Below are 16,761 nucleotides of genomic sequence, written 5' to 3'. Positions count from 1 at the left end.
TTAGGTGTTGGGGATAAGAAAACCCAAAACCCAAAACCCAAAACCCAAAACCCAAAACCCAAGTTATGAAAATAATCTGTATCGGTAGGAATTATACCAATCACATAGAGGAATTACAAAACGAGCGGCCCACGGAACCTGTGGTTTTCATGAAACCGGATTCAGCCGTTTTATTAAAACAACATCCGTTTGTAATCCCGGAATTTTCGGAAGAGGTGCACCACGAAATCGAAATTATAGTCAAGATAAGTAAAGTAGGGAAATACATCGAGCCTAAGTTTGCTCATAAATATTATGACGAAATTAGTGTGGGAATCGATTTCACCGCTCGGGATTTACAAGACAAATTAAAAGCAAAAGGGCTGCCTTGGGAAAAAGCCAAAGCATTTGATGGCTCGGCAGTTATAGGTGAATTTGTATTAAAAAATCAATTTAGTTCCGTAGAAAATATTACTTTTGAATTAAAGAAAAATAATGAAACGGTTCAAATGAGTAATTCGAGTTTGATGCTCTGGAAAATTGATGAGCTGATTTCATACGTTTCTCGGTTTTTCACATTAAAAATTGGCGATATCATTTTTACAGGAACCCCGGAGGGAGTGGCAGCGGTAAAGCCGGAGGACGTTTTAGAAGGATTTTTAGAAGGACAACAACTATTTAGAATACAAGTAAAATAATGGCAATAAACTACAACCTGTCAAAAGTGTACGCACTGTCGGACAACGACCCTGAATTTGTAAATGAAATTCTGACTTTGTTTGTGACTGAAGTTCCGGCAGATCTAGAGCAAATTAAAGAAGGAATAAAAAAGAAAGACCACAAGCATGCCTATGCTTATGCACACAAAATAAAGCCAACCCTGGATTTGATGGGACTTAATGTTGCTTTTGAAGAAATTCTTCAAGTTGAAGCCTGGACAAAGACTGAAGGTAAAAAGAAAGAAATCAAGGAAACGTTTAAGAGTGTAAAAAATCAGGTGAAAGAAGCCATTAAAGAAATTAAAAAAGACTTTGATTTGTAAAATTTGGGTGTGACCACGCTTTCACTTACGTTACAGCGTGGTCGGGCTATCCGTTGCAAACGAAGTTCACTGAACTCCTATTGAAATAATTGTTAGGTGAAGTAATCTCCGGGAAAAACGGGAGGATTTTCACTATTATCCCTCACGCAAAAAAAGGAATCTGCCAATTTACACTTTCCTTTTTTAAATACAGTTTTACAAAATAAGCAGCACCAAAAAAAATGAAAGCAACCATAGTTACCATAGGTGACGAAATTTTAATAGGCCAAATTGTCGATACAAATTCTGGTTTTATAGCCAAATCGTTAGATAAAATTGGTGTTGAAATCAACGAAATGATTTCGATTAGTGATGATAAAAAACACATTTTTGATACGTTTACAGCACTTCAAAACAAAGTCGATTTGGTTATTATAACTGGAGGTCTAGGACCAACAAAAGATGATATTACCAAGAAAACATTTTGTGATTACTTTGAAGATGAATTAGTTGTTGATCAAAAAGTGTTAGCTCATGTCACGCAACTTATAGAAGGTTTTTATAAGCGAACCATTACGCAAATCAATAAAGATCAGGCGCTGGTTCCTTCAAAATGTACGGTGCTTCACAATCAGTTGGGTACGGCACCAGGAATGTGGATGAAAAAGGAAAACACTGTTTTTATTTCGCTTCCTGGAGTTCCCTATGAAATGAAATATTTGGTTGAACATGAAATCATTCCAAAAGTAGTCCGAGAATATGAACGTCCTTATATAATTCATAAAACAATTCTGACCTATGGTCAGGGCGAAAGTCTGGTGGCAGAGCGCATCGAAGACTGGGAAAATAACCTTCCTAAATTTATTAAGCTGGCTTATTTGCCTGCTCCGGGACGCGTACGATTGCGTCTTTCGGCACGTGGTACAGATAAAAATAAATTAGAGACTGCGCTACTTGAAAATGTGAACTTGCTGGACGCAATTATTCATGATATCATCGTTGGTTATGATGAAGACGAAACGATTGAAGTTGCAGTAGGGAAACTTTTGACCCAACAAAACAAAACCATAGCCACAGCCGAGAGTTGTACAGGAGGTAAAATAGCAACGCTTTTAAGTGCTGTTGCCGGTGCTTCCAATTATTTTGCAGGAAGTGTAGTTTCGTACTCAACCCAGGCTAAAATAGATGTTTTGGGTATTCCGGAAAGTCTGATAAAGGAATATTCCGCAGTCAGTAAGGAGGTAGCTTCTGCAATGGCTTTGAGCATAAAAAAGAGAATGAATACGGATTATGCAATTGCGACAACAGGAAATGCCGGACCAACAAAAGGCAACTCAGATGCAGAAATTGGCACTGTTTTTATTGCAATAGCAACACCAAAGGAAGTAATTGTTGAAGAATTCAATTTTGGTCAACCCCGTGAAAAAGTGATAGATAGAGCGGTAATAAAAAGTTTAGAACTAGTACAGAAAGAAATTTTAAAAAATGTGCAGTAAATATGTTGCTTAATAGGTTTATTTTTCTTTTCTTTGCACCCTGATTTTGAATAACGATAAAAGATAAGTATAATGTCAAGAGTTTGTGACCTTACAGGTAAAAGAGCGATGGTAGGAAATAACGTTTCTCACGCTATGAACAAAACTAAGAGAAAATTTTCTGTAAACTTAGTTAAAAAGCGTTTTTATCTTCCAGAAGAAGATAGATGGATTACTCTACGAGTAGCTGCATCTACGGTAAAAACAATTAATAAAAATGGAATCGCTGCAGTTTTGAAAAAAGCAAAAGCAGAAGGATTTATTAAATAATCCCTTCCAAAATAAAAAAATAGCAAGATGGCAAAGAAAGGTAATAGAATCCAGGTAATTTTAGAATGTACTGAACACAAAACATCAGGTGTTGCAGGGACTTCAAGATACATAACAACAAAGAACAAAAAAAATACTCCAGACAGATTAGAGATTAAAAAATTTAATCCAATCTTGAAAAGAGTAACTGTTCACAAAGAAATTAAATAATAATTAGAGATTTTAATAGAAATCTAGAAATGGTCACATTTAGAGATTTTATTTAAATTTAAATAACATTTGAATCATGGCAAAGAAAACCGTAGCATCGTTACAGACATCTTCTAAGAGATTATCAAAAGCCATCAAAATGGTGAAATCTCCAAAAACAGGTGCATATACATTCGTAGAATCTATTATGACTCCAGAATCAGTTGATGAATTCTTGAAAAAGAAATAATTTACAACAGCAGTATATAGAAAAGCTACTTTCATTCGGAAGTAGCTTTTTTATTTTCTATATTTACCATTAGAAATTGTATTTGTTCTTTGGACTTAAATACTTCATTCTTAATACTATTTACACAATGAGTTTTTTCAAAAGAATATTTTCAGCAGACAAAAAAGACCCGAGCCTAACCGAACAGGCGAAGCAAACATTAGATAAAGGTCTTGAAAAATCAAAAACAAATTTCTTTTCTAAGTTAACCAAAGCGGTTGCCGGAAAGTCAAAAGTGGATGAGGAAGTCCTGGATAATTTAGAAGAAATTCTGGTTGCTTCCGATGTTGGTGTCAATACGACTTTGAAAATCATTGAAAGAATAGAAAGTCGGGTAGCAGCAGATAAATATCTGGGAATTGAAGAACTCAATCTGATCCTTAGAGAAGAAATTGCGGCTTTATTATCAGAGACTAACTCCGGTGAAGCCACTGAGTTTGTAATTCCAACTCAGACTAAGCCGTATGTTTTGATGGTAGTGGGTGTAAATGGAGTTGGTAAAACTACTACTATTGGTAAATTAGCCTTTCAGTTTAAAAAACAAGGATACAACGTTGTGCTGGGCGCAGCTGATACTTTTCGAGCCGCTGCCATTGACCAGTTGCAAATTTGGGCAGATCGAGTAGGAGTTCCTATTGTTCGTCAGGATATGGGAAGTGATCCGGCTTCGGTGGCTTTTGATACCTTGCAATCCGCGGTGGCGCAAAATGCGGATATCGTTATCATTGATACCGCAGGTCGTTTGCATAATAAAATTAATTTAATGAACGAATTGACCAAAGTAAAACGAGTGATGCAAAAAATTGTTGAAGATGCGCCACATGATGTACTGCTAGTTTTGGATGGTTCAACGGGTCAGAATGCTTTTGAACAAGCCAAACAATTCACTGCCGCTACTGAGGTTACTTGTTTAGCGGTTACAAAACTTGACGGCACTGCCAAAGGCGGTGTGGTGATAGGAATTTCAGATCAGTTTAAAATTCCTGTAAAATATATTGGTGTTGGAGAAGGAATTGAGGATCTTCAGGTTTTTAATAAATATGAATTTGTAGATTCATTCTTTAAATAAAAGACAATTATGGATTTTTCTTCTTTAAAAAATGTACCACCACTATACCTTTATTTTGGGAGTATAGTTTCTTTTATAACGGCTAATCTTATTCGAGATATAAGTATCAGTCTGTATTATTTTTTGATACTTATGGGATTGGTTTTCTTTGTTTTAGGGTTTCTTAAACGTTTGAAAACCAAATAGATTTACTGATATAAAACACTAGTTTTCTGCTGTAATATTTCATCAAAATCAGATAAAGCTAAAGTTGGATTGTCAAGGTTTACCACCTCTCCCATTCTGATAACGAGCATTTTCTTGCTCGGAATGACATAAATTTTTTGATCGTTTTTGCCTAAGGCCATAAACATGTCGGCAGGAGCTGTTGGTATTAAACTACCGTTGAATTCCAATTGGCGTGATGACCATTGAAATGATTTCCCATAACAATTCGGCCGTTGACAAGAATGATACTAGATTTTGTTACCCAAGTGGCGCCGGTTAGTGGAAGGAAATAGGGTGTATCTGTTGGAGTAGACGTTGGTTCTGAAGTTTCAGAATTGTAGCTTATGCAAAATATTGTGAGGACGATACGGTAGATTATTTTTTACATTTTGCTCTGATTTAGTTCTAATTACCTTATGGTTAGTGATATATAAAATAGTTTAATGTGTTCTACTTTTTTTGTTTTCTGTGAATTTAATAAGAGTAACTTTGTTGTATGCAATTTAAGTATGGTTACTTCAAAATACCTAGCCCTGATTGAAGCGTAAATCCTTTTTTAGCCGCTTTTTAGGCGGATAAAAAGATTGAAGTGAAAAGCAGGAAATAGCTCCTTAAAATATTAATTATATGAAAAATACATTTAGCTTTCTTTTTATTGCATTCCTTTTTGTGGGATGCCAGCAAGAAATTATACCTGCTGATATTGCCAACATAAACGGCTATTGGGAAATTAAAAAGGTTGTTTTTGATAAGGGGGAAAACAAGGAGTATAAGATGAATGAAGTGTATGATTATTTTGAAGTTGACAAAAAGAATAAAGGGTTTCGAAAGAAAGTCATGCCACAACTGGACGGTACTTTTATGGTGAATGATGCGTATGAAAAGGTTTCAATTCGATTTGCAGATGACAAGGCGTTTGTGGATTATTCAACACCTTATATGAAATGGAGTGAGGAAATAATTGCAGTGTCAGCGGAAGAATTAGTATTACTGAACAAAGAAAAAACAGCATATCATTACAAGAAAGCAACACCAATAAATTTACTGGGCGATGGCAAAGAGACTAAATAATCAAAGTACGATAGGGGATGTTTTGAAACAAATTATCCAAGTAAATAAGTTGCAGCCCGGAATGGATCAAATGGACGTAAAATACGCTTGGAAAAACTTGATGGGTAACGGTGTGAACAGTTATACCAATAATGTAGTTTTGAAAGGAAGTACGTTGTGTGTAGAGTTGACCTCGTCCGTTTTACGGGAGGAATTAAGTCATGGCAAATCAAAAATTGTGGCTATGATTAATGAGGAACTAAGACGAGATGTGGTGAAGGATGTGGTTTTAAGGTAATGATTTTAGATTGTTGATTAACGAATTTAGATTTCAGATTTTTGATATAAAAAAATCCCGTTTCAATTTTGAAACGGGATTTCTATTTTATTATAATTCGTAACTGTCAATTGCGACTGAAAACCGATACTAGAACTGCTCTCTTCCGGCAAAATGGAACGCACCTTCGATAGCTGCATTTTCATCGCTATCAGAACCGTGAACTGCATTTTCTCCAATCGAGGTTGCGTATGCTTTACGGATAGTTCCTTCAGCAGCGTCAGCTGGGTTTGTAGCTCCAATTAGAGTTCTGAAATCTTCAACAGCGTTGTCTTTTTCTAAAATAGCAGCAACAATTGGTCCTCTTGACATAAACTCAACTAATTCACCATAGAAAGGTCTTGCAGCGTGCACTTCGTAAAAAGCTTGTGCATCAGCAACAGTTAATTGTGTCAATTTTAAAGAAACGATTTTGAAACCTGCCGTAGTAATCATTGCAAGTATGTTTCCGATGTTTCCGTTAGCAACAGCATCCGGCTTGATCATGGTAAAAGTTCTATTAGTAGCCATTTTTATTTTTTTTAATTTTATGCAAAATTAGCATTTTTTTATTGAATATTTTTACAATTAAGTCATTCAAATAATCGTAATCTGATTAAAGTACAATAATTTCAAATTTATTATCCAGCGGTTGGAGTTGTTTGACTAATGTAGGAATCAGATTGTCTCCGTATTCCAAATAAAATTCGGAAAAATTAGTTTGTCGTTCCTGTAAACTTTGGTTGGGAAACAGCTCATTTTGCAAGTAGGTGATGCGTTGTAAAACGTCACTTAGTTTTCTTTTTTGTGCTTTTAGCAATCGTTTTTCCAGATTTTCTAATCCTTTGTTTTGTTTTGTTTCCTGGGCTTTTACCGCTCCAATAAAAGATTTATCGGTTTTGGTCGCAACATCATAAAGCTCCTTAAATTGTTTTTCCAATTGGATTTTGAGATGTGTTAAATCAACTGGGAAATCTGATAATTCTTTGGTTTTAGTAGGTACTAAATTTGCCTGTTTCGAAAATAAATTTTCCCAATTCAATTCTAATTTGTCTGCTTTTTTAGCTTGCTTTTCGGTTGCTAATAGTACGGAATTTCTAAGCAAAAGTATTGGAAAAGTTACTTTTGCAGCGGCAAAAAACGATTGTAGTTCTAGCCAATAGGCAATCTCTCCTCCTCCGCCAATGTAGCATAAATTGGGGAGAATAACTTCTTGATATAACGGACGCATAATCACGTTAGGACTGAATTTCTCTGGATGATTTTCTAAAAGGGATAGAATTTCTGTTTCAGAAAACTCAATTTTAGTATGGTTTACTTTGTATCGATCATTTTCAAAGATGATGCGTTCTCTGATACTATCTTCAATATAAAACAAATTGATTTCACGAGGATTCACTTGAATCGTATACTCTTTTAATTTTTCGGCAGTTTCTAGTACTAATTTATGCGAGGATTGGTGTAGTAATTCTTCTTTTGCAAATGGAATAAAAGCTCTTTTTAAGTCTGAATTATCCGCATCTAAAATGACCAAACCATTTGCACCAAATAATGCATTTGCCAAAAATCGTGTGGCATCGGCTAAATTATCGTGTTTCAGATAAGAGTCTTTGAATAATTTTTTTAGAGTATCTGCATTCGTACCGGAACCTAATTCCAGCGCATATACTTCTAGAAAATCGGATAAACCTTTAGTAGACAATCGTCCAACAGGACCTGTACTTTCTTTGTTCCAACGGAATTTTTTGCCTTTAAAATTAAAATAATTGATTTCTTCAAAATCATGGTCTTCGGTAGCCATCCAGTAAATGGGGACAAAATTATAGGTGGGATATTTCGTTTTTAATTCGGTTGTCAAATTAATTGTCGAAATAATCTTGTATAAAAAATATAAAGGTCCACTGAATAAATTTAGCTGATGGCCAGTGGTTACAGTAAATGTATTTGGAAGGGCTAAAGTTTCAATATTTTGTTTTGTTAAAACAGAAGTTGAAATAGCCGAATATTGTTTTTTTAAGACTGAAACTAAAATATTTCTTTTATTGTCATTGACAATTTTTTTATCCATTTCGACTCCCTCCCCTTCGGGGAGGGCTGGGGAGGGGAAGTTATTTTGCTTTTCAAGGATTTGCTTTTCAAAGTTTTCCAGCGTTGGAAATCTATTGTATAGAGAATGTAAATTATTTTTTTGATCTAAATAATCGTTCATCAAAGAAGAAAAATATCCTGAATTTTGATAGCTGATACAGTCGGTTGGCATATGGAATTTTATTTGAGGCTAAATTACCGAAAAATATTGGAACTATAATATTTGTTACTTTCGAAAAATAGTATCAATTTTATCAAAAAAAATTAACAATTTTATGAAAGATAATTTAAAGCTTACGAATAAAAATTCTTTAAAACATGTTCTTTTTGGCAGTTTAATTGGTACAACTATAGAGTTTTTTGATTTTTATATTTATGCTAATGCAGCAGTTTTAGTTTTTCCTCAATTGTTTTTTCCTTCAACAGATAATACTAATTCTGTTTTATTATCTCTTGCAACTTTTTCGATTGCTTTTCTTTCCCGACCTTTAGGTTCTGCAGTCTTTGGCCATTATGGTGATAAAATTGGACGTAAAACCACCTTAGTAATTGCATTATTAACAATGGGGATTTCAACTGTTTGTATTGGTTTTTTACCAAGTTATGCCAGTATTGGAATTACAGCTCCTTTATTACTTATGTTGTGTCGCTTTGGTCAAGGAGTTGGTTTAGGTGGCGAATGGGGTGGAGCGGTTTTATTGGCAATCGAAAATGCTCCGGCTAATAAGCGTGCTTGGTATGGTATGTTCCCACAATTGGGAGCTCCAATAGGCTTGTTGCTTTCAGGTGGTACTTTCTTGATTTTGACAGACACAATGAGTGCCGAAGCTTTTCTGGACTACGGGTGGAGAATTCCGTTTATAGGGAGTTCGTTATTGGTTGTTGTAGGTTTCTATATCCGATTAAAAATTGATGAAACTCCTGCTTTCAAAAACTCTAAAAAAGAACAACAAGAGGTTAAAATTCCCTTTTTTACTTTATTAAAATTTTATAAAAACCAATTGATTTTTGGCACATTTGCGTCGATTACAACTTTCTTGGTTTTTTATCTCATGACGGTGTTCACGCTTAGTTGGGCAACGTCAGATTTAGGTTATTCCAAAAGGGATTTTCTATTGATGCAATTGTTTTCGGTATTGTTTTTTGCGTTTTTTATTCCTGTTTCTGCTTTAATTGCGGATTGTATTGGGCGTAGAAAAATGCTTATTTATGCAACGATAGCAATAGCTGTTTTTGGTTTTGCATTTTCATTTTTCTTAAATTCTGCCAGTTCGGTTCTTGTGACTTTGTTTTTATGTGTTGGAATGGCGCTGATGGGATTCACATATGGCCCATTGGGGACTTTTTTATCAGAACTGTTTCCTACAACGGTGCGTTATTCAGGGACCTCTTTGGCATTTAACATGGCAGGAATTATCGGAGCCGCTTTTGCCCCTATGATTGCGATTTGGTTAGCTACACAGTTTAGCCTGACCTACGTTGGGTTTTACTTAAGTACGGCAGCCTGTGTCTCTTTATTTTCATTGTTGATGGTCAGCAAAAAAGAGCATAAGTTTTGATAATTTGCTATCGCTTCAAACCAAAATGACCTTTGTATTCATTTTCATCAGTTCTGGTTGCTGTATACCAATAATCACCTGATGGAAGTTGATGACCATTAAGACTTCCGTCACATGAACTATTTTTGAGTTAATTGTTTAATTCTTTGCTAGGTATATACCATCGCTTGCTTTCTTTAAATCGGCGGTAGCATCATCATTGCAACCACGTAGGTTTTTGGCGCAATCAAAACATTGACTTTGCATTGTAAATGAAAAAGGAAATATTCGCTTCAGAAGTAGGATTTACAGCAAGATAAATATAATTAAATACCTATATATTACGTTGAAACTAAAAATAGCTTTGTTTTATATTTGAATCCAAAGAATAAATAATAATATGGACTTTTACTTTGTTGATAAGAACAGAATTATCCCTTATTTTTGCACAAAACTTATTTCTTTTGAAAACCAAATTATTCATCATCACGCCTCCGTTTACCCAACTCAACACTCCGTATCCGGCGACCGCTTATATTAAAGGGTTTCTGAATACCAAAAACATTGAGTCTGTTCAGGCGGATTTGGGTATTGAGGTGATATTGGAATTGTTTTCTAAAGAAGGTTTGCAAAATGTGTTTGCTATTGCCACAGCTAGGACCCAAAAGCGAACACCCAACTCCCAAAGAATTCAAGCTTTGCAAGATGAATATGTAAAGACGATTGATCCCGTGATTGCTTTTCTGCAAGGAAAAAATCCAACATTGGCGCTTCAAATTTGTCAGGAAGATTTCTTGCCGGAAGCGTCCAGTTTTGCACAATTGGAAGAACTTGATTGGGCTTTCGGAACGATGGGAACACAGGACAAAGCCAAGCATTTAGCGACTTTGTATCTCGAAGATATTTCAGATTTTATTGTCGAATGTGTAGATGCTAATTTTGGTTTCAGCCGCTATGCAGAACGTTTGGGACGAAGTGCGAATTCTTTTGACGAATTGTATGAAGCCTTGCAACAGGAACCAACTTATATTGATACCGTTCTTCTTTCTATTTTAAAAGAAAAAATAGAAACTATAAAACCTACATTATTCTTGATTTCAGTTCCGTTTCCAGGAAATTTGTACGCGGCTTTTCGTTCGGCACAATGGGTTAAAAAGCATTATCCCAATATCAAGATTTCGATGGGTGGTGGTTTTCCAAATACAGAATTGCGTTCACTTTCTGACGCTCGTGTGTTTGAGTTTTTCGATTTTATTACTTTGGACGATGGGGAAATGCCAATAGAAGAATTAATCTCTAATATTGAATCCCGAAATTTCGGGACAGATTACAATTCTTATAAACGAACCTTTCTGTTGGAAGACGGAAAAGTAGTTTATAAAAATAATTCCCTGAAACACGATTACAAACAATCACAAGTAGGAACTCCGGATTATTCGGATTTATTTTTGGATAAATACATTTCGGTTATCGAAATTGTGAATCCCATGCACCGCATGTGGAGTGATGGGAGATGGAATAAACTTACCATGGCACATGGTTGTTACTGGGGGAAATGTACGTTTTGCGATATTTCTTTGGATTACATCAAAATTTACGAACCCGTGGCGGCCAATTTATTATGCGACCGAATGGAGGAAATGATTGCCCAAACAGGTGAGAACGGATTTCATTTTGTAGATGAAGCGGCGCCACCGGCTTTGATGCGGGCTCTAGCTCTCGAAATTCTTCGTAGGAAAATAGCCGTGACGTGGTGGACGAACATTCGATTCGAAAAAAGTTTTACCAAAGACTTGTGTTTGCTACTTAAAGCTTCCGGTTGCATTGCGGTTTCTGGTGGTCTCGAAGTAGCTTCTGATCGATTATTAAAATTGATTGACAAAGGCGTTACGGTGGAGCAAGTGGCTAAAGTCACCAGAAATTTTACCGAAGCAGGAGTCATGGTTCATTCCTATTTGATGTACGGCTATCCTACGCAAACCATTCAGGAAACGATAGATAGTCTCGAAATGGTGCGTCAGTTATTTGAAGTTGGGGTATTACAATCAGGATTTTGGCATCAATTTGCTATGACGGCGCACAGTCCAGTAGGCTTGTATCCGGAGAAATTTGGTGTGACAAAAGAAACCGAAATCATTGGAACTTTTGCCAATAACGATATTAATTATGCCGATGCAACAGGAATCGACCATGATAAATTCAGTTTTGGACTTAAGAAATCGTTGTTCAATTTCATGCACGGAATCTGTTTTGATTACGAATTGCAGGATTGGTTTGAATTTAAAATTCCAAAAACTAAAATTTCACCTGATTTTATTTTTGATGCTCTACAAGAAGACAATGATTTTAGCGTCAAACCCACTGCTAAAATCGTTTGGTTAGGCGGCAAACCATTTGTGGAACATTTTACCAAATCTAAAAAAGGAAATTCTTGGGAACTAATGACTTTGATATTTCATGATAAAAAAGAAAGTTTCAGTATTCAAACGAATAAAAGGGAGGGAGAATGGCTGGTAGAAATGCTACAGAAAATCGCTGTTTCGAATTCTAAAACTCACAGCTTTCAAGAAATAAAAATAGATTTCGAATCATATCTGGAGGACTTTGAATTGTTTTGGTACTCCAAACCAATTAAAACGCTGCGAGAATATGGGTTGTTAGTATTATAATTTTATTTTTGATACCTATACTAAATTTGCATAAAACTTTCTTCATTGGTTTACGAAAACGTTTTCTTTTGCCTATTTTTACGACCATAAAATAAAAGCAAATGAGTATTGGTTATAAAGTTAATGTAAATGACACTTTTCATTTTGATTTAGAAAAGAAAAGTATTTCACAACTGGATGCAGTGCGTGTGGAAACGAATAAGTTTCATGTTTTGCACTCAAACACTCCTTATCAAGCGGAAATCATCACTTCTGATTTTCTTCAAAAAAGCTACACCGTAAAGGTAAACAATAACACCTACATAGTTGCCATTTCAAATCCTTTGGATGTTCTGATCAAGGAAATGGGATTCGAAGTAGGGCTTACCAAACAAGTCAATTTTATCAAAGCACCCATGCCAGGTTTAATTCTCGAAATAAGTGTGGTAGTAGGACAAACCGTCAAAGAGAATGACAATCTTATTATTTTAGGGGCCATGAAAATGGAAAATAGCTTTCTTTCTCCGCGTGATGGCGTTATCAAAACCATATCAGTAATGATGGGTGATGCCGTAGATAAAGGACAGTTGTTAATTGAATTTGAATAAAACACCACTAATTTAAAAGAGAATTTTAAATTATACAACGCAATTGATTGTGAGAGAATTAAAATTAACGAGTCTGCGGTTAAAAAATATAAAATGAAAAAATTATTAGTTGCCAATAGAGGTGAAATCGCCATAAGAGTGATGAAAACCGCAAAAAAAATGGGCATTAAAACTGTAGCACTATATTCTACTGCCGACAGAAATGCACCGCACGTAAAATTTGCTGATGAAGCCGTTTGGATTGGCGAAGCTCCTTCTAATCAATCCTATTTATTGGGAAGTAAAATCATAGAGGTTGCGAAATCATTAAACGTAGATGCAATTCATCCCGGGTACGGATTCCTGAGTGAAAATGCTGATTTTGCCGAAGAAGCAGAGAAAAATAATATCATTTTTATTGGTCCAAAGTCGAAAGCGATCAAAATCATGGGAAGTAAATTAGCGGCGAAAGAGGCTGTTAAGCAATACAACATTCCAATGGTTCCGGGCTTTGACGAAGCCATAACGGATGTCGAAAAAGCGAAAGTGGTTGCCAAAAAAATTGGTTTTCCAATTCTGATTAAAGCCTCTGCAGGTGGTGGCGGAAAAGGAATGCGTGTGGTAGAGAGTGAAGCTGATTTCGAATCTCAAATGGATCGCGCCATCAGTGAAGCGATTTCCGCTTTTGGTGATGGTTCTGTTTTTATCGAAAAATATGTGGGTTCGCCAAGGCATATCGAAATTCAAGTTATGGCAGACAGCCACGGGAATGTGTTGTATTTATTCGAAAGAGAGTGCAGTATCCAGCGTCGTCACCAAAAAGTAATAGAAGAGGCGCCTTCTTCGGTTTTAACACCTGAATTGCGTAAAAAAATGGGTGAAGCCGCTGTTTTGGTAGCTAAATCCTGTGATTATTTAGGAGCAGGAACTGTCGAATTTTTATTGGATGAAAATAATAATTTCTACTTTCTTGAAATGAATACTCGTTTGCAGGTCGAACATCCTGTTACGGAATGGATTACAGGAACTGATTTGGTTGAACTTCAAATCAGAGTAGCCAGGGGAGAAGCATTAGCATTAAAACAAGAAGATTTGAAAATAAAAGGGCATGCAATGGAATTACGTGTGTATGCCGAAGATCCGATGAATGATTTCTTGCCAAGTGTGGGAAATTTGGAGGTGTATCAATTGCCAGTTGGCCAGGGTATTCGTGTGGACAATGGTTTTGAACAAGGCATGGACATTCCTATTTATTACGATCCTATGTTAGCCAAATTAATTACGTACGGCGAAACCCGTGAAGAGGCCATTCAAATTATGCTCAAAGCCATTGAAGATTATCATGTGGAAGGCGTACAAACAACGTTGCCTTTTGGGAAATTTGTTTTTGAACACGAGGCATTTCGTTCCGGGAAATTTGACACGCATTTTGTAAAGAACTATTACAATATGGATGTATTGAAAAATCAAATGGAGCAAGAAGCCGAAATCGCTGCTTTGGTGGCGTTGAAACAGTATTTTGAAGATCAAAAAATCGTACGCTTACTAAACTCTTAAAACGTCAGTTCGAGTTGAGCAAAGGTTTTAAACAAAAAACCTTTGGGAAGTATCGAGAACTTTACATTTCACAAGGCTTCTCGATACAATTTTAAACATTAAAGCTATCGCATTACTGTTCAAAACCACTGAAAGTGACGAAATTTTAAAAAACAATAGTATCCAATTAAATAAAGTATGGAATCTAAAATAAAAACATTAAACGATAAAATTGCTGAAGCTCATTTGGGCGGCGGTAAAAAACGTATCGAAAAACAACATTCCAATAAAAAACTATCGGCAAGAGAGCGCGTCAATTATTTGATGGATGAAGGCTCTTTTGAAGAAATCGGGATGTTAGTTACCCATCGAACGTCTGATTTTGGAATGCAAAAAGAACTGTTTTTTGGAGATGGTGTCATTACCGGATACGGAACTATAAACGGTCGATTGGTCTATATTTTTGCGCAGGATTTTACCGTTTTTGGGGGATCATTATCTGAAACTCATGCCGAAAAAATTTGTAAAATTATGGATATGGCAGTCAAAATGGGCGCACCCATGATTGGCCTGAATGATTCTGGTGGGGCACGTATTCAGGAAGGTGTTCGTTCGTTGGGTGGTTATGCTGATATTTTTTATAGAAACGTACAAGCCAGTGGCGTAATTCCGCAAATCTCTGCAATTATGGGTCCCTGCGCTGGTGGAGCGGTATATTCACCAGCCATGACTGATTTTACGATGATGGTTGAAGATACCAGTTATATGTTTGTAACAGGCCCGAATGTCGTGAAAACAGTAACCAATGAAACGGTGACTTCAGAGGAATTGGGAGGGGCAAGCACGCATTCTACGAAATCCGGTGTGGCGCACATTACTTCTGCTAATGATGTGGAATGTCTGGAAGATTTGAAACGCTTGTTGAGTTATTTGCCACAAAGCAATAAAGAAAAAACACACAGTGTACCGTATGAACTTAATGATGAGGTTCGTACCAAATTAGCGACTATTATTCCGGATAATCCCAATAAACCGTACGATATGCACGAGGTAATTAGCGGCATTATTGACGAAGATTCGTTTTATGAAATTCATAAAAACTATGCCGAAAATATCCTGGTGGGTTTTGCTCGATTGGGAGGAAAAAGCATTGGGATTATAGCCAACCAACCGATGATTTTAGCCGGTTGTCTGGATGTGAACAGCTCGAAAAAAGCAGCTCGATTCACTCGTTTTTGCGATTGTTTTAATATTCCGTTATTGGTTGTAGTGGATGTGCCGGGATTTTTGCCAGGAACGGACCAAGAATGGAATGGAATTATCGTTCACGGAGCGAAATTATTGTACGCACTTAGCGAAGCTACTGTGCCACGAGTGACCGTAATAACACGCAAAGCTTATGGTGGTGCGTATGATGTGATGAACTCGAAACACATTGGTGCCGACATGAATTTTGCTTGGCCGTCAGCTGAAATTGCTGTGATGGGAGCAAAGGGAGCCTCTGAAATTATTTTCAAGAAAGAAATCAATGAGGCCGAAGATCCTGCCGCTAAACTTTTGGAAAAAGAAGCTGAATATGCGAATTTGTTCGCAAATCCGTATACCGCAGCGCAACGTGGTTTTGTGGATGAGGTAATCTTACCGGAAGACACCAGACGCAAACTGATAAAAGCCTTTAGCATGCTAGAAAATAAAGTTAGTGTTACTCCAGATAGAAAACACGGGAATATTCCGTTGTAGTATTTTTTTAAGAAATGAAAAAACCACCTGATTATTTTAGGTGGTTTTTTAGTTTTACATTTAATATCAAAAACTAGTTGGTGTTTTGTGGGATCATTTGACGTTTTAGTATCTTTCAATCGGACTATAAAAATTAAATTAGAATTTGGCTAAAAAAACAACTAGATGAAATAGGACAGACGTGGAAAAAGTGATTTGTTACTGCCACAAATTTCTTTTTTATTCGAATCGTTTTGATCCGGAAACGCTATTGGAGGAAACCATGATGGCGCTGGATTACGCCGTACGAAGCGGAAAAGCATTGTATGTGGAAATTTATTATTATACAGCAGCGCAAACTAAGGAAACTACTGAAATACTGAAACAATTGGGGATACCCAGCTTGATTCATCAACTGAAATATTCCATGTTTGTGCGGCAACAATAAGCGGAATTATTAGATGTTCTCGAAGACAAAGGAGTGGGTTGTATTGCTTTTTCTCCTTTGGCACAAATGGCATTGGCTTGTTTGCTTAAAGAGAACCGAATCACTTCTGTTTTGGCAAGGAAAAAAAATAATCTTTTTTTAATTCTGAAAAAAAATGAAAAGTTGCCATTTAAAAGAGATTTAAGAAAGATTAGAATGCTTTTTTAAAAGTACACCGCTGATAAATAAGGTTTTAATATAAAAAAATTACTTAGTTTGAAGTGGCTTGTTTT

General features: G+C 36.1%; 17 protein-coding genes and 2 pseudogenes. 15 read left to right on the top strand and 4 right to left on the bottom strand.

Going from position 1 to position 16,761, the window contains the following annotated elements; all coding sequences use genetic code 11:
- Nucleotides 1-65: 65 nt before the first annotated feature.
- The 7 genes from EKM02_RS10955 to ftsY all read left to right on the top strand — a co-directional run bounded on the left by EKM02_RS10955 (nt 66) and on the right by ftsY (nt 4,352).
- Nucleotides 66-677: a fumarylacetoacetate hydrolase family protein gene (locus EKM02_RS10955; RefSeq protein ID WP_126455083.1), complete on the top strand. Its 612-nt coding sequence runs from the start codon at nt 66-68 to the stop codon at nt 675-677.
- The gene (locus tag EKM02_RS10950; protein WP_126455081.1) at nt 677-1,021 is read left to right on the top strand and encodes an Hpt domain-containing protein; all 345 of its coding nucleotides are present in this window, start codon (nt 677-679) and stop codon (nt 1,019-1,021) included. The genes EKM02_RS10955 and EKM02_RS10950 overlap by 1 nt, the downstream gene beginning before the upstream one ends.
- 221 nt (nt 1,022-1,242) lie before the next feature.
- Nucleotides 1,243-2,496 carry a CinA family nicotinamide mononucleotide deamidase-related protein gene (locus EKM02_RS10945; RefSeq protein WP_126455079.1) on the top strand — a complete coding sequence of 418 codons (1,254 nt, stop codon included), beginning with the start codon at nt 1,243-1,245 and terminating at the stop codon, nt 2,494-2,496.
- A 72-nt stretch (nt 2,497-2,568) separates the two neighbouring features.
- Nucleotides 2,569-2,805, top strand: a complete 237-nt coding sequence (gene rpmB / locus EKM02_RS10940; protein ID WP_126455077.1) for a 50S ribosomal protein L28 — start codon at nt 2,569-2,571, stop codon at nt 2,803-2,805.
- Between the two features lie 27 nt (nt 2,806-2,832).
- On the top strand, nt 2,833-3,015 hold the full coding sequence (gene rpmG / locus EKM02_RS10935) for a 50S ribosomal protein L33 (RefSeq protein ID WP_017495179.1): 183 nt from the start codon (nt 2,833-2,835) through the stop codon (nt 3,013-3,015).
- 76 nt (nt 3,016-3,091) lie between these two features.
- Nucleotides 3,092-3,244 (top strand): DUF4295 domain-containing protein, encoded by a 153-nt coding sequence (locus EKM02_RS10930; protein ID WP_091205215.1) that lies wholly within the window; start codon nt 3,092-3,094, stop codon nt 3,242-3,244.
- Between the two features lie 127 nt (nt 3,245-3,371).
- Nucleotides 3,372-4,352 carry a signal recognition particle-docking protein FtsY gene (gene ftsY, locus EKM02_RS10925; protein WP_126455075.1) on the top strand — a complete coding sequence of 327 codons (981 nt, stop codon included), beginning with the start codon at nt 3,372-3,374 and terminating at the stop codon, nt 4,350-4,352.
- Between the two features lie 188 nt (nt 4,353-4,540).
- Here the strand turns inward: ftsY and EKM02_RS10920 are convergent, their stop codons facing one another.
- Nucleotides 4,541-4,747, bottom strand: coding sequence for a hypothetical protein (locus EKM02_RS10920; RefSeq protein ID WP_410503692.1), 207 nt, complete (start codon nt 4,745-4,747; stop codon nt 4,541-4,543).
- Nucleotides 4,748-5,186: 439 nt separating this feature from the next.
- Between EKM02_RS10920 and EKM02_RS10915 the strand changes: the two genes are divergently transcribed.
- Nucleotides 5,187-5,630 (top strand): hypothetical protein, encoded by a 444-nt coding sequence (locus tag EKM02_RS10915; protein ID WP_126455073.1) that lies wholly within the window; start codon nt 5,187-5,189, stop codon nt 5,628-5,630.
- Nucleotides 5,611-5,907 carry a DUF721 domain-containing protein gene (locus EKM02_RS10910; RefSeq protein WP_126455070.1) on the top strand — a complete coding sequence of 99 codons (297 nt, stop codon included), beginning with the start codon at nt 5,611-5,613 and terminating at the stop codon, nt 5,905-5,907. The genes EKM02_RS10915 and EKM02_RS10910 overlap by 20 nt, the downstream gene beginning before the upstream one ends.
- Nucleotides 5,908-6,036: 129 nt before the next feature.
- Here the strand turns inward: EKM02_RS10910 and EKM02_RS10905 are convergent, their stop codons facing one another.
- Together EKM02_RS10905 and bshC are read right to left on the bottom strand one after the other, a co-directional pair.
- Complete coding sequence (locus tag EKM02_RS10905; RefSeq protein ID WP_126455068.1) at nt 6,037-6,456, bottom strand: nucleoside-diphosphate kinase; 420 nt, start codon at nt 6,454-6,456, stop codon at nt 6,037-6,039.
- Nucleotides 6,457-6,541: 85 nt separating this feature from the next.
- A complete protein-coding gene (gene bshC, locus EKM02_RS10900; RefSeq protein ID WP_126455066.1) occupies nt 6,542-8,185 on the bottom strand; it encodes a bacillithiol biosynthesis cysteine-adding enzyme BshC in 1,644 nt (547 codons plus the stop codon).
- A gap of 103 nt (nt 8,186-8,288) precedes the next feature.
- On the opposite strand from bshC, the gene EKM02_RS10895 reads away from it, so the two are divergent.
- Complete coding sequence (locus EKM02_RS10895; RefSeq protein ID WP_126455064.1) at nt 8,289-9,572, top strand: MFS transporter; 1,284 nt, start codon at nt 8,289-8,291, stop codon at nt 9,570-9,572.
- A 7-nt stretch (nt 9,573-9,579) separates the two neighbouring features.
- Here EKM02_RS10895 and EKM02_RS15300 read toward each other — a convergent pair.
- Nucleotides 9,580-9,684: pseudogene (locus EKM02_RS15300) on the bottom strand (T9SS type B sorting domain-containing protein); the annotation flags it as partial.
- A 331-nt stretch (nt 9,685-10,015) separates the two neighbouring features.
- On the opposite strand from EKM02_RS15300, the gene EKM02_RS10885 reads away from it, so the two are divergent.
- The 5 genes and pseudogenes from EKM02_RS10885 to EKM02_RS15050 all read left to right on the top strand — a co-directional run.
- Nucleotides 10,016-12,220 carry a B12-binding domain-containing radical SAM protein gene (locus EKM02_RS10885; RefSeq protein WP_126455062.1) on the top strand — a complete coding sequence of 735 codons (2,205 nt, stop codon included), beginning with the start codon at nt 10,016-10,018 and terminating at the stop codon, nt 12,218-12,220.
- A gap of 101 nt (nt 12,221-12,321) precedes the next feature.
- On the top strand, nt 12,322-12,807 hold the full coding sequence (locus tag EKM02_RS10880) for an acetyl-CoA carboxylase biotin carboxyl carrier protein subunit (RefSeq protein ID WP_126455060.1): 486 nt from the start codon (nt 12,322-12,324) through the stop codon (nt 12,805-12,807).
- Between the two features lie 93 nt (nt 12,808-12,900).
- The gene (gene accC, locus EKM02_RS10875; RefSeq protein WP_126455058.1) at nt 12,901-14,343 is read left to right on the top strand and encodes an acetyl-CoA carboxylase biotin carboxylase subunit; all 1,443 of its coding nucleotides are present in this window, start codon (nt 12,901-12,903) and stop codon (nt 14,341-14,343) included.
- 177 nt (nt 14,344-14,520) lie between these two features.
- Complete coding sequence (locus EKM02_RS10870) at nt 14,521-16,062, top strand: acyl-CoA carboxylase subunit beta (RefSeq protein ID WP_126455056.1); 1,542 nt, start codon at nt 14,521-14,523, stop codon at nt 16,060-16,062.
- A gap of 214 nt (nt 16,063-16,276) precedes the next feature.
- Nucleotides 16,277-16,555: pseudogene (locus tag EKM02_RS15050) on the top strand (aldo/keto reductase); the annotation flags it as partial.
- Between the last annotated feature and the right edge of the window lie 206 nt (nt 16,556-16,761).

Source organism: Flavobacterium sp. RSP49 (assembly GCF_003968735.1).
Classification (GTDB): Bacteria; Bacteroidota; Bacteroidia; order Flavobacteriales; family Flavobacteriaceae; genus Flavobacterium.
This window is presented reverse-complemented; position numbering and strand designations above follow the sequence as displayed.